Here is a 19,123-nt window from a genome sequence, read left to right on the forward strand (position 1 = left end):
TACACCTGGCGAATTTTCAAAGAGCCTGTTAACCCGAAAGGATTAGCAAATCGTACCGGCAGTGACTATTAAGGGGGCGAAGTCTGACGACCTTGATTTGACGCAAAAAAAACAGGGGCTTTGCTGTTAGTTTGCGGCGCGAAGTCTTATCAGATAACGAGGACAGCAATGGACGTCAGCCGCAGACAATTTTTTAAAATCTGCGCGGGCGGTATGGCCGGAACAACAGCCGCAATGCTGGGATTCGCTCCCAAAATGGCGCTGGCTCAGGCACGCAACTATAAACTGCTGCGCGCGAAAGAGATCCGTAACACCTGCACATACTGCTCCGTGGGTTGTGGGCTATTAATGTATAGCCTGGGTGATGGCGCAAAGAACGCCAAAGAAGCGATTTATCATATTGAAGGGGACCCGGACCATCCGGTGAGCCGCGGGGCGCTTTGCCCGAAAGGGGCGGGGCTGCTGGACTACGTCCACAGTGAAAACCGTCTGCGCTACCCGGAATATCGTGCGCCGGGCTCTGACAATTGGCAGCGTATCTCCTGGGACGAAGCCTTCTCCCGAATTGCAAAACTGATGAAAGCGGATCGCGACGCCAACTTTATTGAGAAGAACGAGCAGGGCATCACGGTAAACCGCTGGACCTCCACCGGGATGCTGTGTGCCTCTGCGGCAAGTAATGAGACCGGCATGCTGACGCAAAAATTTGTGCGCTCCCTCGGCATGCTGGCGGTTGATAACCAGGCGCGCGTCTGACACGGACCAACGGTAGCAAGTCTTGCTCCAACATTTGGTCGCGGTGCGATGACCAACCACTGGGTTGATATTAAAAACGCTAACGTCGTGGTGGTAATGGGCGGTAACGCCGCTGAAGCCCATCCGGTGGGATTCCGCTGGGCGATGGAAGCGAAAAACAACAACGATGCGACGCTGATTGTCGTCGATCCACGCTTTACGCGTACGGCATCGGTGGCTGATATCTATGCGCCGATCCGCTCCGGTACGGACATCACGTTCCTGTCCGGCGTGCTGTTGTACCTGATCGAAAACAATAAGATTAACGCGGAATACGTTAAGCATTACACCAATGCCGGCCTGCTGGTAAGGGAAGATTTCGCCTTCGAAGATGGCCTCTTCAGCGGCTATGACGCAGAGAAACGTCAGTACGATAAATCATCCTGGAACTATCAGTTCGACGAAAACGGCTACGCGAAACGCGATGAGACCCTGAGCGATCCGCGCTGCGTGTGGAACTTGCTGAAACAGCACGTTTCCCGCTATACGCCGGACGTGGTGGAAAACATCTGCGGTACGCCGAAAGCGGACTTCCTGAAAGTATGTGAAGTGCTGGCTTCCACCAGTGCCGCCGACAGAACCACTACATTCCTGTACGCGCTGGGCTGGACGCAGCATACCGTGGGCGCGCAGAACATCCGTACCATGGCGATGATCCAGCTGCTGCTCGGCAACATGGGGATGGCCGGTGGCGGCGTGAACGCCCTGCGCGGGCACTCTAACATTCAGGGCTTAACCGACCTCGGCCTGCTGTCGACCAGCCTGCCGGGTTACCTGACCCTGCCGTCCGAGAAGCAGACCGACTGGCAAAGCTGGCTTGACGCCAACACGCCAAAAGCGACGCGTCCGGACCAGGTGAACTACTGGAGTAACTATCCGAAGTTTGCCGTCAGTCTGATGAAATCGTTCTACGGCGACGCGGCGCAGAAAGAGAATGACTGGGGCTTTGAGTGGTTGCCGAAATGGGACCAGGCTTACGATGTCATCAAGTATTTCAACATGATGGATAAGGGCGACGTCACGGGTTACATCTGCCAGGGCTTTAACCCGGTAGCGTCATTCCCGGATAAAAACAAAGTCGTTCGCAGCCTGAGCAAGCTGAAGTACATGGTGGTTATCGATCCGCTGGTCACCGAAACGTCTACGTTCTGGCAGAACCACGGTGAATCAAACGATGTCGATCCGGCAGCGATTCAGACCGAGGTGTTCCGCCTGCCGTCGACCTGCTTTGCGGAAGAGGACGGTTCAATTGCCAACTCTGGCCGCTGGCTACAGTGGCACTGGAAAGGTCAGGATGCGCCGGGCGAAGCGCGTAATGACGGCGAAATTCTGGCCGGGATTTACCATCGTCTGCGCGAGATGTACCGCGCAGAAGGCGGCAAAGGCGCTGAGCCGCTGCTGAAGATGAGCTGGAACTACAAGCAGCCGGATCATCCTGAGTCCGAAGAGGTGGCAAAAGAGAACAACGGCGTGGCGCTGGCCGACCTGTACGATGCCAACGGCAATCTGGTGGCGAAGAAAGGACAGCTGCTCAATAGCTTCGCGCTGTTGCGTGACGACGGTACCACGGCCTCTTCCTGCTGGATCTACACCGGCAGCTGGACGGAGCAGGGTAACCAGATGGCCAATCGCGATAACGCCGATCCGTCAGGCCTGGGCAATACCCTGGGCTGGGCATGGGCGTGGCCGTTGAACCGCCGCGTACTGTACAACCGTGCCTCCGCAGACGTGAACGGTAAGCCGTGGGATCCGAAACGCATGCTGATCGAGTGGAACGGCACGAAGTGGACGGGGAACGATATCCCGGACTTCAACACCGCCGCGCCGGGCAGCAACACCGGGCCGTTTATCATGCAGCCGGAAGGGCTGGGACGTCTGTTTGCTATCGACAAACTGGCGGAAGGGCCGTTCCCGGAACACTACGAGCCGATGGAAACGCCGCTCGGCACTAACCCGCTGCACCCGAATGTGGTCTCCAGTCCGGTGGTACGCATCTATGAAGACGACGTGCTGCGTTTAGGTAAAAAGGACAAGTTCCCGTATGTCGGCACCACCTACCGCCTGACCGAGCATTTCCATACCTGGACCAAGCACGCGCGGCTTAACGCCATCGCGCAGCCGGAACAGTTTGTGGAGATAAGCGAAACGCTGGCGAAGGCGAAAGGCATTGCCAACGGCGATCGCGTGAAGGTCAGCAGCAAGCGCGGCTTTATTCGCGCGGTGGCGGTGGTCACCCGTCGTCTGCAAACGCTGAACGTGCATGGCCAGCAGGTGGAAACCGTCGGTATACCGCTGCACTGGGGCTTTGAAGGTGTAGCGCAGAAAGGCTACATCGCCAATACCCTGACGCCAAACGTCGGCGATTCCAACTCGCAAACGCCGGAGTATAAAGCGTTTCTGGTCAACATCGAGAAAGCGTAAGGAGCGATTAAATGGCGATGGAAACACAAGACATTATTAAACGCTCCGCGACCAACCCGATAACGCCCGCGCCTCGTGCGCGGGATTACAAGGCAGAAGTCGCCAAGCTGATCGATGTCTCCTCCTGCGTGGGCTGTAAGGCCTGCCAGGTGGCCTGCTCGGAGTGGAACGATATTCGCGACGAGGTGGGGCACTGCGTTGGGGTCTATGACAATCCTGCTGATCTGAGCGCCAAGTCCTGGACGGTGATGCGCTTTAGCGAAACCGACCAGAACGGCAAGCTGGAGTGGCTGATCCGTAAAGACGGCTGTATGCACTGTGAAGATCCCGGCTGCCTGAAGGCATGCCCGTCTGCCGGGGCAATCATTCAGTACGCCAACGGGATCGTCGACTTCCAGCAGGATAACTGCATCGGCTGCGGTTACTGTATTGCGGGCTGTCCGTTTAATATCCCGCGCCTCAATAAAGAGGATAACCGGGTCTATAAATGCACGCTGTGCGTCGATCGCGTCAGCGTCGGCCAGGAGCCTGCCTGCGTGAAGACCTGTCCTACCGGGGCGATCCACTTCGGTACCAAAAAAGAGATGCTGGACGTGGCACAGCAGCGGGTGGATAAGCTCAAAGCGCGCGGCTATGACAAGGCCGGGATTTATAACCCGCAGGGTGTCGGCGGTACGCACGTCATGTATGTTCTGCACCACAATGACCAGCCGGAGCTGTATCACAATCTGCCGAAAGATCCGGCGATCGATACCTCAATCAACCTGTGGAAAGGGGCGCTTAAGCCGCTCTCAGCAGCGGGCTTTATCGCCACCTTTGCCGGGCTGATTTATCACTACATCGGTATCGGGCCGAATAAAGAGGTGGATGACGACGAGGAGGAGCATCATGAATAAGTCGAAAATGATAGTGCGCACAAAATTTGTCGATCGCGCCTGTCACTGGACGGTGGTCATCTGCTTCTTCCTGGTGGCGGTATCCGGCATTTCGTTCTTTTTCCCGACGCTACAGTGGCTCACGGAAACCTTCGGGACACCGCAGATGGGGCGCATTCTGCATCCGTTCTTCGGCGTGCTGATTTTCGTGGTGCTGATGTTTATGTTCGTGCGTTTCGTTCATCACAACATCCCTGACAAGCAGGATATTCCCTGGATTAAAGGGATTGTTGAGGTTCTGAAAGGCAACGAGCATAAAGTCGCGAAGGTGGGCAAATACAACGCCGGGCAGAAGATGATGTTCTGGACCATCATGAGCATGATTTTCGTGCTGCTGGTAACCGGAGTGATTATCTGGCGTCCGTATTTTGCCCAATATTTCCCGATCCAGGTGGTGCGCTACGCACTGCTGATCCACGCGACCTCGGCCATTATTCTGATCCACGCCATCCTGATCCATATGTATATGGCCTTCTGGGTGAAAGGATCGATTAAAGGCATGATTGAAGGGAAGGTGAGCCGCCGCTGGGCGCAAAAACACCATCCGCGCTGGTATCGGGACGTTGAGCGTCTTGAAGCGCAAAAAGAGAGTTCGGAAGGGTTGAAGTAAACCTCGCGCCGTCGGCATTGTCCGGCGGCGCTGCACTTGCGCGGCTCTGAGCTACGTATTGGTAATTAACGCATCAATTCCTGCAAGAACACTACTTCTTGCACTGCGCAGATTACATACATAATTCTTATTATTAAGTTTCTTTGTCTCCACGTGTGTGATGTTGGCTGTATTAAGAAAATATGTCTGGAATTCAATGTTCACCAGTGGCGTTGCAGCGTTTGAATGTCCTCTTAAATGATTGTGATAGCTTAACGGTACAATAAGTCTCGTTGATAAGTCGTCATAAAAATCGTGCTGAATAATCATAAAATAGGGCTGATATTCACGCGTTCTGTCTGATGGGTTGCGATAAACGTCAAACTGAAAACACATCAAAGCCCTCCAAAATAAGGGTCATCCGATAATAGCCCTGCTTTGGCCGTTAATTCATTCATCGCTTTAATAAATCCCTGATCCTGTTGATGCTGTCGCTTGTGCTCTGCTGTTGTAGAGAGTGGGCGAGGCTTTTTCCCCGTAAAAGGCTTTGTTGTAACACATCTTTCTGTGCGGTTCGGTTTCATGTTTTCTCCTTTGTTGGTGCGGTCATTATCAACCGCAGCCAACAAAAAACAATACTGTTTCCCCTGGTAATCTACATTATGCGAGCCGTCTTCCAGTAATATCAAAATTGCTCTGCAATATACCGGAAGGGATATTTTGTAGGCTTCACTTTGCCGATCTTGCGTTTCGGTAAATCCACCTTGTCTACGTGAATTTCTTTATAGGGGATCTGGGAAAGCAGATGCGAAATAATATTCAGCCGCACCCTTTTTTTATCTTCTGAGCGCGCCACAAACCACGGCGCCCAGGCGGTGTCGGTCGCTTTAAACATCGCGTCGCGGGCGAGGGTATATTCATCCCACAGATTGAAAGATTTAATATCCATTGGAGACAGCTTCCAGATCTTGCGACCATCATTGATGCGATCGCGCAGGCGTCGCTCCTGCTCTTTTGGCGTTACTTCAAGCCAGTATTTCAACAAAATGATCCCGGCATCGACCATCGCTTTTTCCATTACCGGCGTTCCATCAAGAAATTTTTCGGCCTGCTCTTCGGTACAGAAACCCATGACTCTTTCCACGCCCGCACGGTTGTACCAGCTGCGGTCAAAAATAACGATTTCCCCGGCAGAGGGCAGATGGGGAACGTAACGCTGAAAATAGAGCTGACTTTTCTCTTTATCGGTGGGGGCCGGTAACGCAACAACGCGAAACACCCGGGGGCTGACGCGTTCGGTGATGGCTTTGATAGCGCCGCCTTTACCGGCGCCGTCTCGCCCTTCAAAAACAATACAGACCTTTAACCCTTTGGCGACCACCCATTGCTGGAGCTTAACCAGTTCAACATGGAGGCGGCGAAGCTCTTGCTCGTACGCTTTGGTTTTGAGCGGCGCGTTTTTAACGACATCATCAACAACACGGGTTTTCTTCTTACTGACCATGGTGGGTCTCCCTTTGTATCCGGTCGCGGGATCGAGGCCGTACTAAGAGTGTAATCGGCCTGAATGAATGGATTAATGTGTCAGAAATCTGATTTGAACTGGTTCACCATACAAGTTTAATCAATAATGCACGCTGCATTTTTTTAACAGTGGTCGCGGTATGAAAAAGACAATTTTTTCGTTAGCACTGGGTACCTTTGGCCTGGGGATGGCTGAGTTTGGCATTATGGGCGTGCTGACCGAGCTGGCTCATGATACGGGCATTTCGATTCCCTCCGCCGGAAATATGATTTCGTTTTACGCTTTTGGCGTGGTGATCGGCGCGCCGATTGTGGCGCTGTTCTCCAGCAAATTTTCGCTGAAAACAACGCTGCTGTTTCTGGTGGCGATGTGCGTCGTCGGTAACGCGCTCTTTACCTTCTCTGACTCCTACGTGGGACTGGCGGCGGGGCGCTTAATCTCTGGTTTCCCGCATGGCGCGATTTTCGGAGTGGGGGCGATAATCCTGTCAAAAATCGCGCCGCCGGGTAAAGTGACGGTCGCTGTGGCCGGGATGATTGCCGGGATGACCGTTGCCAACCTGCTTGGCGTGCCGCTCGGGACGTGGCTGGGACATGAATTTAACTGGCGTTACACCTTCTTTTTGATTGCGGTCTTTGACGCGCTGGTGATCCTGTCTGTTCTGCTGTGGGTGCCTGACATTCACGACACGACAACCACCCGGCTGGCAGAACAATTCCACTTCCTGAAGAAACCGGAACCGTGGCTGATTTTTGCCGCTACGATGTTTGGCAATGCCGGGGTGTTTGCCTGGTTTAGCTTCGTGAAGCCGTTTATGGTCAACGTGTCAGGCTTTTCTGAGGGCGTCATGACCGCGATCATGATGCTGATGGGGCTGGGCATGGTGCTGGGAAATGTCTTCAGCGGCAAGCTGTCGTCACGCTTTAGCCCGCTGCGCATTGCTGCCACCACCGACCTGGTGATTGTGGCTTCGCTGCTGGCGTTGTTTGCCTTTGGCGAGCTTAAAACAGCTTCACTGGTAATGGGATTTGTCTGCTGCGCCGGGCTGTTTGCGCTCTCTGCGCCGCTGCAAATTTTGCTGCTGCAAAATGCGAAAGGCGGCGAGATGCTGGGGGCCGCAGGCGGGCAAATGGCGTTTAACCTCGGCAGCGCAATTGGCGCCTATTTCGGTGGATTGATGATTACGCTCGGCTTTAGCTGGAGCTATGTCACGCTTCCGGCAGCGATTTTATCCTTCTCTGCGATGACCTCTCTGCTGATGTATGGTTATTTATGTGCCAAAAAGCGTCAGGCCAACGCAGCTGCGCTGGCCTGATTCCACACTTTGCCCGCTGGTCGCGGGCGCAGGAGGGGACTAAACGAATTTCGCCAGCGGGTCAGCGGCGGCAAAAGCGACCGCTTTGTCTGCTGCTGGCGGGTAAATCAGTTCGTTGGTGATGGCGACTTTGATCTTTTTGCCTTCCTCGCGCACGGATTTAACGCGCTGTTCCCAGCCCTCGGTGTATACCGCGCCCCAGCCACCTAAATCCAGACAGGTGACGTAGTTCACCTGACGATAAGGGTACGGCTCCAGATTTAACAGGCTGGCCGCCGCGTTGTGTCCGGCGAATTTCCCCAGCTGGATCGCGTGCTGGCAGGTCATCAGCGCCGTGTTGCCCGCATCGTCCGTTTTGGCGTGCGCCATATCACCCGTCGCGTAAACCTCCGGATGCGCAGGAACCTGCAACGTGTCGTTGACGATCAGCCGTCCCTGAGTATCGCGTTCCCCGTCAATTTGCAGGCTGAGGGGGTTAGCTTCTACCCCTGCCGTCCACACTACAGTGGCGCTGGCAATGCGCTCTCCGTTTTTCAGCGTTACGCCGCTGGCATCGATGGCTTCAATTTCACTGTTTAAACGCCATTCAACGCCCAGCGCGTTGCTTGCTTCTTCAATTGTGTTACGCAGCGCCTCGCTATAACGCCCGCCGATGGTTACACCTCTTTCAACTACGATTACTTTAGTCTTTGTATCAGCGCCGAAGCGAGTACGGAGTCGGGCAGGGAGTTCCGTTGCCAGTTCGATGCCGGTAAAGCCGCCGCCACACACGACCACGGTATTACGCTCCGGGGTGGAGGGGCGCGAAACCAGCGAATCAAGATGCTGCTCGAATAATCTGGCGGAGTCGAGTTGGTCGATATCAAAGGCGTATTCAGCCAGACCGGCAACAGGAGGAAGTTTAGTCTGGCTACCGGTTGCGAGGATCAGACGTTCCCAGGCGACGTCAGCAATCGCGCCGTTTGAATCGCGATACAAAACGGTTTTAGACGAGCTATCAATACGTTGTGCTTCGCCCGCAATAAAGGCGATACCCAGCTCAGCAAACAGTTCGGTTAGCGGCGCGACCATCGTCGACACGTTCTCTTCATAAAAGCGTGGGCGAACGCGTAGCTCCGCAACAGGGGCCAGCACGGCAATGCTCAGGCTATTGTTACCCTCCAGAGCAGAAAGGCGCGCGGCGCTGACCGCAGCCCACATACCGGAAAACCCACTACCCACAATTAAAATCTGCTTTTTCATACTCGATCCTTTAGTGCGTCAGGCTGTATGTCTGACATAACTGCCACTATACTTGTCGGAGTTAACTGCGACAACTTCTTTCTGAGTTAAAAATCGTTATAATGCAGCGAACAATGACCCGGAGTGAGCCATGGCGTTTTACAGTTCTGGTGTGGAATATGGCATTCATAGCCTGATGTGTATGGTGGATGCAAAAGGCAATGAACGTGAGATGAGCGTCCGGGAGATGGCGGCCTTGCAGGGCGTGCCGTACGACTATCTTGGAAAAATCTTCACCCGTTTATCACGCGCGGGGCTGGTCATCAGCACCGAGGGTAAAGGGGGAGGCTTCCGGCTGGCGCGTCCGGCAGAGCTGATCAGCGTGCTGGACGTGGCGCATGCCATTGACGGCGAGAAGAATATGTTTGAGTGTCGGGAAGTGCGTCAGCGCCTGGCGGTGTTTGATGAAACGCCACCTGCCTGGGTCTGTGACGGCCCGTGTGGGGTGCGCTCGGTCATGGACAGCGCGCAGCAGCGGATGGAAGAGGAGTTAGGGCGCCATACCATCCTGGATCTGGCGCGGAAGATGTATCGAAAAGCGCCGGACACGTTCCAGATCGAGGTTCAGGAATGGATTTCCGATCGCCGTTCGTCCACGTGAAAAGCCGGGCAGGGCAGAGCCGCTACCCGGCCACCGCGGTTAAGAACGTAAATCAATCACCATACGGCCACGGATCTGGCCCTGTTCCATTTCTTTGAAGATGGCGTTGATATCTTCCAGTGGGCGCATTGTAACTTTCGGTTTCACCTTACCTTCAGCCGCAAACTGGAAGGCTTCGAGCAGATCCTGACGGGTACCCACCAGGGAACCCACTACCTGAATCCCATCCAGGACCAGACGTGGAATATCCAGGCTCATCGCTTCCGGCGGCAGGCCAACAGCCACCACGCGGCCACCGGCGCGAACTGCGTCAACGGCAGAGTTGAAGGCCGCTTTCGCTACCGCCGTCACCACCGCCGCATGCGCACCGCCGGTTTTTTCCTGAATCACTTTTGCCGCATCTTCACTGCGGGAGTTCACGGTTAAGTCTGCGCCTATGCTGGCAGCGAGCTTCAGCTGCTCGTCATTCACGTCAATGGCGATAACCTTCGCATTGAAGACATTTTTGGCGTATTGCAGCGCGAGGTTGCCCAGACCGCCCAGGCCATAGATCGCAATCCACTGGCCGGGTTTGATGTCAGAGACTTTTACCGCTTTGTAGGTGGTGACCCCGGCGCAGGTGATGCTGCTGGCCGCCGCAGAGTCCAGTCCGTCCGGAACTTTAACCGCGTAATCCGCGGTTACGATGCACTCTTCCGCCATGCCGCCGTCAACGGAGTAACCCGCGTTTTTCACGTCACGGCACAGCGTTTCGTTGCCGGTATTACAATATTCACAGTGGCCACAGCCTTCGAAGAACCACGCCACGCTTGCACGATCGCCTACTTTTAGTGACGTGACGCCAGGACCAATCTCTTTGACGATACCAATCCCTTCGTGGCCGAGGATCACCCCGGTTTTGTCGCCAAAATCGCCATTCTTAACATGGAGATCGGTATGGCAAACGCCACAGCACTCCATCTTCAGCAGCGCTTCACCATGTTTGAGCGCGCGTAAGGTTTTTTCTGTGACATTAACCTGATGATCCTGAGTGACAACAGCAGCCTTCATGTGTTTCTCCTTTCATGATGAGTATCTGCATAGCAGGTCTGATTACCCATTAAGGATTAATACTTTGGCGCTGTAATGCAAGGCAACCGCAACATAATGTCATTATTTGATGCATTTTCGGATTAAGAAAAGGCTGTACCCCTCATAAATTGGGGTGAAAAACACTGGCCCGGCGACGTCACCGCCGGGCTCAGATTTACAGTTGCGCTTCTATCACCTCAATCTCTTTTCGCCATTGCGCCTGTAACTGCGGTTTTTGATGTTTTGGCTTGCGCGCCAAATCTTCTTCCAGCAGTGTTTCCAGGGCAACCAGACGTTCGAGCAGATCGTCAGACGCTGAAGAGGGTGCCTTCAATGCGTTATTCGATGCCTCAGGTACAACCGGAGCGGTGTCCTCACGCAGGCGCTCAAACACCGCCTCCGCATCGTGCCATTCGCTCAGCCTGCCGTCCTCAATCAGCCAGAAGCGGTTACAGCTCTGGCTAATTAACTGACGATCGTGGCTCACCAGCAGCACTCCGCCTTCAAACTGTTGCAGCGTTTCCGCCAGCGCCTCTTTGCCTTCCATGTCCAGGTGGTTGGTCGGTTCATCCAGCATCAGCAGGCTATAACGGGCAAGCGTCAGGCCGACGAACAGCAGGCGCGAACGTTCCCCGCCGCTCAGCGTACTGACGTTTTGCCCGTGACGCGCCCACGGGAACCCGGCACTGATGAGCGCCATTTTACGGGTCTGCGGATCTGGCGCGAAAGGCTCCAGTGCATCAAGCAGCGCTGCATCATCTGGCAACTGGTGCAGCGTCTGGTCGTAGTAGCCGGGTGAGACGCGCGGATGACGCTTAAGCCGCTCGTCCGCGATCTCGTCGCGAAAATGTCGCCAGATAAGCTTCAGCAGCGACGATTTTCCGCAGCCGTTACGACCCACAATCGCCACGCGATCGCCGCTCTTCAGCCGCGCGCTGTCGAGAGTAAACAGGTCTGGCAGACCCGGCGCCGGGGGGACGCCGAGGTGAGTCATTTCCAGCAGGCGGTCGGCGCGAAGCGCGTCCCCGCGCAGGGTTAAGGTCCACGGGCTTCCCGCCGTCAGTTCCGTCTGGGTCTCTTTCAGGCGTTCGACCTGTTTTTCCATCTGCTTAGCCTTACGGGAGAGATCTTCGTTGTCATAGACCTTGCCCCAGGTCGCGAGACGCCGTGCGCTGGCCGTGACGCGGTCGATCTCTTTTTGCTCTGCCTTATGGCGCAACGCATCGCTTTCGTCTTTTGCGTCGAGCGCCAGACGGGCGGCAGTGCAGGGAAGGGCAAAGGCGTGCAGCGTTTTATCGCGCAGGATCCAGCTGCCGTTGGTTACCGCGTCCAGCAGTTGCCTGTCGTGTGAGACCAGCACAAAGCTGCCGGACCAGTTTTGTAGAAACTGCTCCAGCCACAGCAGGGTCGGCAGGTCAAGGTGGTTGCTCGGTTCGTCCAGAAGCAGCAGATCCGGATCGCTTATCAACGCTCGTGCCAGCAGCAACCGCGTATGCTGGCCGCCGCTCAGCGTGGCGGAGGTTAACGCCGTTTCCTGCGTCGTGAAGCCCATTCCGGCCAGCAGCGACTCGGCTTTCCAGCGCAAACTGCCGCGCTCACCGATCGGCAGCTGCGCCAGCACCGCATCCAGCATGGTCAGGGGATAAAGGGCCTCCGGCAGATGTTGTTCCACGCGCGCCAGCAGGCAATGCCCCGCCAGTGAAACGGTTCCGGCAGCAGGGGACTGCGTCCCGTCGAGGATTTTCAGCAGCGTACTTTTTCCGCAGCCGTTATCACCCAGCAGGCCGATGCGATCGCCTTTTTTCAACGTAAAGGAGAGAGAGTCGAAGAGCGTGCCGAACGCTGTATCAACGCGTAAAGAATGTGCAGTGAGTAAAGTGCTCATTGTTGCTTACCCAGGAGTTACAGGCATGTTTATGCCTCGTCAAACATCGCTGACGATAACTCAGTAAGCCCGAGAGAAGGGATTTCAGGGGTTGGTGTCTTCGCTCAAGCGGAAGTTATCGCAGCACGATACCGATAACGCTTGAGCTGGTGCGATCACCAAATGTATGTGAAACATTGAAAATTTCACAGTACAGCATAATTGGCCTCCTTATATATTCAGTAGGTTAATGGATGAAGGGAGTGTAGCGGGGGAAAATGGGTTTGGCTAGTGGGAGGTGCCGTATATTCCCCTCACCCTAACCCTCCTCCCCTTTGGGGAGAGGGCTGGGTGAGGGGCAATGCTTAAATAGAAGTACGACGATAGCTACGGTATTCCGGCATCCAGAAGTTATCGTCAATCGCTTGCTGCAACGCATCGGCAGAGGTTTTCACCGCGACGCCTTGCTGCTGCGCCATTTTGCCTACCGCGAAGGCAATTGCGCGGGACACTTTATGAATGTCTTTCAGCTCCGGCAGTACCAGGCCTTCACCGTTATTCACCAGCGGTGAGTGACCTGCCAGCGTTTCGCTCGCGGACATCAGCATTTCGTCGGTGATGCGTGACGCGCCGGAGGCGATAACCCCCAGACCAATACCCGGGAAGATATAGGAGTTATTGCACTGTGCGATGGGATAGAGTTTGTCCTTCCACAGCACCGGATCAAACGGGCTGCCGGTCGCGACCAGTGCCTTACCTTCTGTCCAGGCGATGATATCCTGCGGCGTTGCCTCCACGCGTGAAGTCGGGTTAGACAGCGGCATCACGATAGGGCGTTCGCAGTGCTTGTGCATCTCGCGAATAATCTCTTCCGTGAAGAGGCCGGTCTGCCCGGATACGCCGATCAGAATGTCCGGCTTCACGTTGCGCACCACGTCAAGAAGCGAGAGCACTTCGTTATCCGTATCCCAGTTTTTCAGGTTTTCACGCTTCTGCACCAGTTTGGTCTGGAACGGGAGTAGGTTTGGCATACCGTCGGTCAGCAGGCCAAAACGGTCCACCATAAAGACGCGGGAGCGAGCCAGCTCTTCGCTTAAGCCTTCGCGCTGGGTCTGGGCAATAATTTGCTCGGCGATGCCGCAGCCTGCGGAGCCTGCACCCAGGAAGACAATTTTCTGATAGCTGAGCTGGCTGCCTGCCGCACGGCTCGCGGCAATCAGCGTCCCCACTGTCACTGCCGCAGTGCCCTGAATGTCATCGTTGAACGAGCAGATCTCATCGCGGTAGCGGTTCAGCAGCGGCATGGCGTTTTTCTGCGCGAAGTCTTCGAACTGCAACAGCACGTCCGGCCAGCGGTGCTTCACGGCCTGGATGAAATCATCAACAAACTGATAGTACTCGTCGTCGGTAATGCGCGGGTGACGCCAGCCCATGTACAGCGGATCGTTCAGCAGTTGCTGGTTGTTGGTCCCCACGTCCAGCACAACCGGCAGCGTGTAGGCCGGGCTGATCCCGCCGCAGGCGGTATACAGCGAGAGCTTACCGATGGGGATCCCCATCCCACCAATGCCCTGGTCGCCAAGGCCCAGAATACGTTCGCCATCGGTTACCACGATCACCTTGATGTTGTGATTAGGCACGTTTTGCAGAATGTCGTCCATGTTGTGACGGTTCTGATAGGAGATGAACACGCCGCGGGAACGTCGGTAGATCTCTGAGAAGCGTTCACACGCCGCGCCGACGGTTGGGGTGTAAATGACGGGCATCATCTCTTCGAGATGGTTCTGCACCAGGCGGTAGAAGAGGGTTTCGTTCGTGTCCTGGATATTACGCAGGTAGATGTGCTTATCGATTTCGGTTTTAAAGCCCTGATACTGGATCCAGGCGCGTTCCGCCTGTTCTTCAATGGTTTCAACCACTTCAGGCAGCAGACCCAGCAGGTTAAAGCTGCTGCGCTCTTCCATGCTAAAGGCGCTGCCTTTGTTCAGAAGGGGAAACTCCAGTAAAACCGGACCGGCGTAAGGAATATAAAGGGAACGATGTTTTTTCAGTTTGTTGTCCATGTCACTCACTCTTTTTAAGAAGATCCGTCCCTGACACTGCTGTTTGTCATCTTTCTGGCCTGTGCTACGGGGTGCGGTCGGGCGGTATTATAAAGGAGCTAAATATTAATTACCGCAACACATAAACAAAAACACCACCGGGGTAACCGATGGTGTTGTGGATTTGGTACTGGAACTTACTTGCCTGCCTGACGTTTCCTGCCGGTGGCGTGGGTCACTTGCGTTTCGCTCCCCTCTTCAATAACCACTTTGCGCTGGTTAGAGAGCTTGTAGTTCAGTCCCAGAATGTGGCGTGCCTGACGGTTCGATTTCATATTAACTCCTCAATCCCGTTGATAGTTTTAAGGACAAGTTTGCTCACGCAAACGAAATGTAACCCCTTAGGTTGCAGATCCAGCTTAGCAGGTTTTTACAAAGGTGCATTTTGCCCGCTGACCACATAGTTGATGGTTTGCTGGTAGATGTCACTGAGGATGTCATTGTCTGTGGCTTCCACCCACCTGGTCAGTTCCATCAAAATGTCATCTTCGGTAACAACACCGTGCTCCGCCTGGAGACCCTGCGCAATCGCGTTAACGAGTTCGGGTTGTGCTGCTGTGGTATGTGCCGGGTAATAAGTAAACATGCTGCCTCCGTGTCGTTGTCTGTTTAATGTTACGGCGTGCAAAATCGTAATTCGCATTCAGATTGGCAAATATTTTCGCCGTTGTGGTTCAGATTCGTCCTGGAAATAAAAATATCATCTCCCGTAGCACAGAAATAAAATTCAGGGTTTCCAGCGGCGTAAATTTGTCGTTTTTTCATAAGGCATGGGCGTTGGCCAGGAAATCAATTCTACAATGCTGCCCCAGGGGGTTTGCCCATAGCAGAAAGCATTACCTTCACCTTGCTCATCCGGAAACGTGAGCGGCTTTGGCGCGGTAAACATCTCCCCGCCAGCAGCGGTGAAAGCGGCTATCGCCTTATCAAAATCATCAACATAAACAGCAAAATGCTGGAGGCCAAAGTCGCTGGCGCGGGCGGGCATTCCCTGTTCAGGGCCATGCATTTCGAAAAGTTCTATGCCGGGTCCGTGGGGCATGACGAGCATGCGAATGGCGTGAATTTTTGTGCCGGGAAATAATTTTAAGGTGTGCTGCTGGGCGGGCTGATCAATATTATCGGTTTGCGCATCGACAGAATGATATAAAACCTGGGCGTCGAAAGCGCGTTCAAAAAATAGGGTGGCTTTTTCAATGTCGGGCACCGTAATACCGATATGGTCGATGCCCCTTACTGAAGATGGCATAGTTAACTCCTGCTATAAAAAATTTAAATATAGCAGGAGATAATCAGGCTATTACCACTTCATTTCGCCGGTATTCACTTTGGCACTCAGTTCCAGCGAACTGACTTCCGCCAGATTCGGCCACTGTTTTTTCATTGTGTTGATGACGCCGGTTGACGCTTTATCTGCCGTGAGGGCCTGTTCAAACTGCTGTAGATAGCGACGGGTAAAGTCGATAGCGCCGGTACCTGCTGGCGGTGTCCCCAGGTAGTGGCCCGGAATAACGTGTTCGGGCTTAAGGGCTGCCATGCTATCCAGCGTCTGCTGCCACTGTTTGCGGCTTTCCGGCGTTTGGGTATCTGCCGTCCAGACGTGAATGCCCCATGAGACGCCCGTGCCGCCGAGGATGGTTTTTGCGGATGGGATCCAGACATACGCCGCATAGCTCTCAGGCTCTTCAATATTCACTCTCTCACCGTCAATCATAAAGGTGGTTGAGGCAAGCACTTGCGGCACGTAGAGCTGCGTCGGCGCGCCGTCTTTCATCTGTGGCCCCCAGAAGGCGAGCTTCGCGTCTTTTGTGGCCTTGATATGGTCCACCACCTGTTGCGTGGCGACAACTTTGGCATTAGGGAAGGCTTTCACCAGCGGTTGCAGGCCGAAATAGAAATCCGGATCGCCGGAGGTGATCACGATTTTGTTCAGCGTTTTACCGCTGTGGCGAATTTTTTCTACCAGCGCTTCGCCATCTTTCACGCTGAACTGGGCGTCAAACAGTACCGCCTCTTTCGGGCCAGACACCAGGGTGGAAGAAACGGCAAAAATGCCTTTTTCCTGCGGGTTGTACGTATCAACGGTCAACGGCGCGGCAAAGACGGCCGGAGTGAAAAGGGTTGTCAGCAAAGCAAGGCGGGCGATGGTCATGGTCATCTCTCTGTTCTTCAGGAAAGTCTCTATTGTACGGATCTCTTCATTTGCCAGAATTCCTGAAACAGGAGATGCTTAGTTTCATAAATCGAGCAAATGGAGGTCAAAATGGATCGCGTTATTGCCGCCCAGGTGTACAACCGCATCTGTGAGCTGGGGAGTTTAAGCGCGGCGGCGCGGGCGCTGGGGATCTCCCGTCCGATGGTGAGCCGTTATCTGGAGCAGATGGAGAAGTGGGCCGGGGCGCGGCTGGTGAACCGCTCCACCCGCAAGCTGACGCTGACGGCGGCGGGAGAGAAGGTCCTGCAAAAGACGCGTACGCTCTCGCAAATTTCTCAGGAAATTGAAGATCAGTCAGTGAAGGATTTACCCTCAGGCACGCTTCGCGTCGCCTGCGCGCATTTTACCGCGATGCAGATTATCGCTCCGGTGCTGCCCGATCTGTTGCAGCGTTACCCTCAGCTGCGCATTGAGCTGGATGTTAACAACCATCCGGTAAGCCTGGTGGGCGAGCGAATTGACGTGGCGATCCGCATCACCGATAACCCCGAACCGGGCATGATCGCCCGCCGACTGGGAGAGTGTCGGTCCGTACTTTGCGCTTCGCCGCACTACCTTGCCAGCCGGGGTGTTCCAGAGCAGCTGGAGGACTTAGCACGGCACAACTGCCTGCATTACAGCTTTTTTGCCGGTCAGTCGTGGCGTTTTTTGACGCCCGAAGGGGAGCCGATCACGACGGCGGTCAGCGGCAATCTCAGCGCCAGCATCTCGTCACTGCTGATGGAGGCGGCGATAAACCACTGTGGTATTGCCATGCTGCCCGAGCGCGAGGCCGACGCGGCGCTAAGGCAGGGCAGCCTGGTGCCGGTGCTCAGCGCCTTTACGCCAAAACCAATCGGTATTTTTGGTATTTATCAGTCGCGAGACTATCAGCCTGCGGCGCAGCGTGTGTTCCTCGACGCGCTGGCAAACCACCTTGCCACGCGCTCGGACTAATCTGTCTTCCCTGCAAAATGGATTATGCGTCCTATACTTATCCCTTTGTAAGCCAAAAGGAGAGCAAGAATGACGATTCATAAGCACGGTTCAGCACACTGGTCTGGCGACATCAAACGCGGCAAAGGGACGGTCTCAACAGAAAGTGGCGTCCTTAACCAGCAACCTTACGGCTTTAACACCCGCTTCGAGGGCGAAAAAGGGACCAACCCGGAAGAGCTGATTGGCGCAGCGCACGCGGCCTGTTTCTCTATGGCCCTGTCGCTAATGTTGGGCGAAGCGGGTTATACCGCCGATTCCATCGATACCACGGCGGATGTCTCGCTGGATAAAACCGACAGTGGTTTTGCCATCAGCAAAGTGGCGCTGCAAAGCAAGGTGACGGTACCGGGTATCGATCCTCAGCAGTTCGACGGCATTATTCAGAAGGCGAAGGCGGGTTGTCCGGTGTCGCAGCTGTTGAAAGCCGAAATCACGCTGGATTACAAACTGAACTGATATCAGGCCGGGCAAATGCCCGGCTAACCTTTCACCGACGCAGGGAAGACCTCGGCAAGCCACGCAATAAACACTCTCAGGCGATGTGTTAAATGCCGACTCTGTGGATAGACCACGTGAAAAGGATACGCCTTAGGACGCCAGTCGCTCAGGATCTCTACCAGCGCGCCCGTTTCCAGATGCGCTCTCGCAGCATAGCCAAACGTCTGAATAATCCCTAAACCCGCCAGCGCCGCGGCCAGGTGTGCGTTGCTTTCATTGACTCCAAGATGGTGCGGAACGCTGATCTCCAGCGGTTCATCCCGATCGAGGAACCGAAACGGGAATGTGCGTCCGGTAACGGGGGAAAGGTAGCTAATCAGCTTATGGCCGTTGCGCAGCTCCTGCGGATAGGCAGGGATGCCGTGAGTCTTAAGATAGCCCGGCGTCGCGCAGGCTATCATCCGGGCGTCACCGATATGCCGGGCGATAAGTGAAGAGTCATCCAGCGGGCCGCCGCGGATCACGCAGTCTACGTTTCCACTGATTAAGTCTACCGGACGGTCGGCTACCCCCAGGTTGATGCGCAGGTCCGGGTAGCGCTGAAAAAAATCCGGCAGCAGGGGGATCAACACGTCCCGGGCGGTTGACCCCCCCACGTCGATACGCAAATGGCCTTTAGGCGTGCAGCACGATGCGCGAAAGGCGGTATCAATGTCCTCTATATCGATTAATACCCGCAGCGCTTTCTCGTAGTATTCCATGCCTTCTGCCGTCGTGACCACCCGGCGCGTAGTACGATGCAGCAGCCGTGTTTCCAGGTGCGCTTCAAGTGATTTTACCAGCTTACTCAGCGTAGCTATCGGCATGTTCAGGGAGTCTGCCGCTCGGGTAAAGCTTCCGGATTCAACCACCCGCGTAAAGGCGCGCATTGCCATTAGCTGATCCACACAGATCTCCTCTGATTATTTCCTGCTGTGAAAATTCATTTTCATT

19 protein-coding genes are annotated in these 19,123 nt (G+C 54.9%); 7 read left to right on the forward strand and 12 right to left on the reverse strand.

Annotated elements, in window-relative coordinates; genetic code table 11:
- Positions 1-168: 168 nt before the first annotated feature.
- From fdnG to fdnI, 3 genes are read left to right on the forward strand one after another with little or no spacing between them, the layout of a single operon-like run.
- Positions 169-3,216, forward strand: coding sequence for a formate dehydrogenase-N subunit alpha (gene fdnG, locus ACOTWU_RS11900; RefSeq protein WP_096152361.1), 3,048 nt, complete (start codon positions 169-171; stop codon positions 3,214-3,216).
- 11 nt (positions 3,217-3,227) lie between these two features.
- Positions 3,228-4,112 carry a formate dehydrogenase subunit beta gene (gene fdxH, locus ACOTWU_RS11905; RefSeq protein WP_015570476.1) on the forward strand — a complete coding sequence of 295 codons (885 nt, stop codon included), beginning with the start codon at positions 3,228-3,230 and terminating at the stop codon, positions 4,110-4,112.
- Positions 4,105-4,761: a formate dehydrogenase-N subunit gamma gene (fdnI, locus tag ACOTWU_RS11910; protein WP_032102982.1), complete on the forward strand. Its 657-nt coding sequence runs from the start codon at positions 4,105-4,107 to the stop codon at positions 4,759-4,761. The genes fdxH and fdnI overlap by 8 nt, the downstream gene beginning before the upstream one ends.
- 51 nt (positions 4,762-4,812) lie before the next feature.
- Here the strand turns inward: fdnI and ACOTWU_RS11915 are convergent, their stop codons facing one another.
- From ACOTWU_RS11915 to ppk2, 3 genes are all read right to left on the reverse strand, one after another.
- Positions 4,813-5,136 carry a CcdB family protein gene (locus ACOTWU_RS11915; RefSeq protein ID WP_017382305.1) on the reverse strand — a complete coding sequence of 108 codons (324 nt, stop codon included), beginning with the start codon at positions 5,134-5,136 and terminating at the stop codon, positions 4,813-4,815.
- Entirely contained in the window at positions 5,136-5,324 is a 189-nt protein-coding gene (locus tag ACOTWU_RS11920; RefSeq protein ID WP_017382306.1) for a hypothetical protein, read from the reverse strand. Before ACOTWU_RS11920 ends, ACOTWU_RS11915 begins: the two co-directional genes overlap by 1 nt.
- 101 nt (positions 5,325-5,425) lie before the next feature.
- Positions 5,426-6,244 (reverse strand): polyphosphate kinase 2, encoded by an 819-nt coding sequence (gene ppk2 / locus ACOTWU_RS11925; protein WP_045329877.1) that lies wholly within the window; start codon positions 6,242-6,244, stop codon positions 5,426-5,428.
- A 160-nt stretch (positions 6,245-6,404) separates the two neighbouring features.
- Between ppk2 and araJ the strand changes: the two genes are divergently transcribed.
- On the forward strand, positions 6,405-7,580 hold the full coding sequence (araJ, locus tag ACOTWU_RS11930; RefSeq protein ID WP_047056832.1) for an MFS transporter AraJ: 1,176 nt from the start codon (positions 6,405-6,407) through the stop codon (positions 7,578-7,580).
- Between the two features lie 39 nt (positions 7,581-7,619).
- Here the strand turns inward: araJ and ACOTWU_RS11935 are convergent, their stop codons facing one another.
- Positions 7,620-8,822, reverse strand: coding sequence for an NAD(P)/FAD-dependent oxidoreductase (locus ACOTWU_RS11935; protein ID WP_047056831.1), 1,203 nt, complete (start codon positions 8,820-8,822; stop codon positions 7,620-7,622).
- A gap of 130 nt (positions 8,823-8,952) precedes the next feature.
- Here ACOTWU_RS11935 and ACOTWU_RS11940 point away from each other — a divergent pair, with 130 nt between their 5' ends.
- On the forward strand, positions 8,953-9,462 hold the full coding sequence (locus ACOTWU_RS11940) for an RrF2 family transcriptional regulator (protein ID WP_015570482.1): 510 nt from the start codon (positions 8,953-8,955) through the stop codon (positions 9,460-9,462).
- Between the two features lie 39 nt (positions 9,463-9,501).
- Here the strand turns inward: ACOTWU_RS11940 and adhP are convergent, their stop codons facing one another.
- From adhP to ACOTWU_RS11975, 7 genes are all read right to left on the reverse strand, one after another.
- A complete protein-coding gene (gene adhP, locus ACOTWU_RS11945) occupies positions 9,502-10,512 on the reverse strand; it encodes an alcohol dehydrogenase AdhP (protein ID WP_047056829.1) in 1,011 nt (336 codons plus the stop codon).
- 196 nt (positions 10,513-10,708) lie between these two features.
- Complete coding sequence (locus ACOTWU_RS11950) at positions 10,709-12,418, reverse strand: ABC-F family ATP-binding cassette domain-containing protein (protein ID WP_126498552.1); 1,710 nt, start codon at positions 12,416-12,418, stop codon at positions 10,709-10,711.
- A 344-nt stretch (positions 12,419-12,762) separates the two neighbouring features.
- Positions 12,763-14,460 (reverse strand): NAD-dependent malic enzyme, encoded by a 1,698-nt coding sequence (locus ACOTWU_RS11955; RefSeq protein WP_006810704.1) that lies wholly within the window; start codon positions 14,458-14,460, stop codon positions 12,763-12,765.
- A gap of 176 nt (positions 14,461-14,636) precedes the next feature.
- Complete coding sequence (sra, locus tag ACOTWU_RS11960) at positions 14,637-14,774, reverse strand: stationary-phase-induced ribosome-associated protein (protein WP_000841561.1); 138 nt, start codon at positions 14,772-14,774, stop codon at positions 14,637-14,639.
- A 95-nt stretch (positions 14,775-14,869) separates the two neighbouring features.
- Positions 14,870-15,085 carry a biofilm-dependent modulation protein gene (gene bdm / locus ACOTWU_RS11965; RefSeq protein WP_015570485.1) on the reverse strand — a complete coding sequence of 72 codons (216 nt, stop codon included), beginning with the start codon at positions 15,083-15,085 and terminating at the stop codon, positions 14,870-14,872.
- Positions 15,086-15,226: 141 nt separating this feature from the next.
- Complete coding sequence (locus ACOTWU_RS11970) at positions 15,227-15,748, reverse strand: VOC family protein (protein ID WP_017693390.1); 522 nt, start codon at positions 15,746-15,748, stop codon at positions 15,227-15,229.
- 51 nt (positions 15,749-15,799) lie between these two features.
- Positions 15,800-16,651, reverse strand: a complete 852-nt coding sequence (locus ACOTWU_RS11975) for a Vmh family MBL fold metallo-hydrolase (protein WP_045335124.1) — start codon at positions 16,649-16,651, stop codon at positions 15,800-15,802.
- A gap of 111 nt (positions 16,652-16,762) precedes the next feature.
- Between ACOTWU_RS11975 and ACOTWU_RS11980 the strand changes: the two genes are divergently transcribed.
- Together ACOTWU_RS11980 and ACOTWU_RS11985 are read left to right on the forward strand one after the other, a co-directional pair.
- Positions 16,763-17,650, forward strand: coding sequence for a LysR family transcriptional regulator (locus tag ACOTWU_RS11980; protein WP_023303768.1), 888 nt, complete (start codon positions 16,763-16,765; stop codon positions 17,648-17,650).
- A 69-nt stretch (positions 17,651-17,719) separates the two neighbouring features.
- A complete protein-coding gene (locus tag ACOTWU_RS11985; RefSeq protein WP_003857069.1) occupies positions 17,720-18,148 on the forward strand; it encodes an OsmC family protein in 429 nt (142 codons plus the stop codon).
- A gap of 23 nt (positions 18,149-18,171) precedes the next feature.
- Here ACOTWU_RS11985 and ACOTWU_RS11990 read toward each other — a convergent pair whose 3' ends face one another.
- A complete protein-coding gene (locus ACOTWU_RS11990; protein WP_126498551.1) occupies positions 18,172-19,077 on the reverse strand; it encodes a LysR family transcriptional regulator in 906 nt (301 codons plus the stop codon).
- Between the last annotated feature and the right edge of the window lie 46 nt (positions 19,078-19,123).

It is taken from the genome of Enterobacter cloacae complex sp. GYL001, from assembly GCF_049237125.1.
Taxonomy (GTDB): Bacteria; Pseudomonadota; Gammaproteobacteria; order Enterobacterales; family Enterobacteriaceae; genus Enterobacter; species Enterobacter hormaechei_C.

Bases quoted from the DNA above. Each gene is read 5' to 3' on its own strand.
- fdxH (WP_015570476.1), top strand. From the start codon at position 3,228: ATGGCGATGGAAACACAAGACATTATTAAACGCTCCGCGACCAACCCG.
- fdnI (WP_032102982.1), top strand. From the start codon at position 4,105: ATGAATAAGTCGAAAATGATAGTGCGCACAAAATTTGTCGATCGCGCC.
- ACOTWU_RS11915 (WP_017382305.1), bottom strand. From the start codon at position 5,136: ATGTGTTTTCAGTTTGACGTTTATCGCAACCCATCAGACAGAACGCGT.
- ACOTWU_RS11920 (WP_017382306.1), bottom strand. From the start codon at position 5,324: ATGAAACCGAACCGCACAGAAAGATGTGTTACAACAAAGCCTTTTACG.
- ppk2 (WP_045329877.1), bottom strand. From the start codon at position 6,244: ATGGTCAGTAAGAAGAAAACCCGTGTTGTTGATGATGTCGTTAAAAAC.
- araJ (WP_047056832.1), top strand. From the start codon at position 6,405: ATGAAAAAGACAATTTTTTCGTTAGCACTGGGTACCTTTGGCCTGGGG.
- ACOTWU_RS11935 (WP_047056831.1), bottom strand. From the start codon at position 8,822: ATGAAAAAGCAGATTTTAATTGTGGGTAGTGGGTTTTCCGGTATGTGG.
- ACOTWU_RS11940 (WP_015570482.1), top strand. From the start codon at position 8,953: ATGGCGTTTTACAGTTCTGGTGTGGAATATGGCATTCATAGCCTGATG.
- adhP (WP_047056829.1), bottom strand. From the start codon at position 10,512: ATGAAGGCTGCTGTTGTCACTCAGGATCATCAGGTTAATGTCACAGAA.
- ACOTWU_RS11950 (WP_126498552.1), bottom strand. From the start codon at position 12,418: ATGAGCACTTTACTCACTGCACATTCTTTACGCGTTGATACAGCGTTC.
- ACOTWU_RS11955 (WP_006810704.1), bottom strand. From the start codon at position 14,460: ATGGACAACAAACTGAAAAAACATCGTTCCCTTTATATTCCTTACGCC.
- sra (WP_000841561.1), bottom strand. From the start codon at position 14,774: ATGAAATCGAACCGTCAGGCACGCCACATTCTGGGACTGAACTACAAG.
- bdm (WP_015570485.1), bottom strand. From the start codon at position 15,085: ATGTTTACTTATTACCCGGCACATACCACAGCAGCACAACCCGAACTC.
- ACOTWU_RS11970 (WP_017693390.1), bottom strand. From the start codon at position 15,748: ATGCCATCTTCAGTAAGGGGCATCGACCATATCGGTATTACGGTGCCC.
- ACOTWU_RS11975 (WP_045335124.1), bottom strand. From the start codon at position 16,651: ATGACCATCGCCCGCCTTGCTTTGCTGACAACCCTTTTCACTCCGGCC.
- ACOTWU_RS11980 (WP_023303768.1), top strand. From the start codon at position 16,763: ATGGATCGCGTTATTGCCGCCCAGGTGTACAACCGCATCTGTGAGCTG.
- ACOTWU_RS11985 (WP_003857069.1), top strand. From the start codon at position 17,720: ATGACGATTCATAAGCACGGTTCAGCACACTGGTCTGGCGACATCAAA.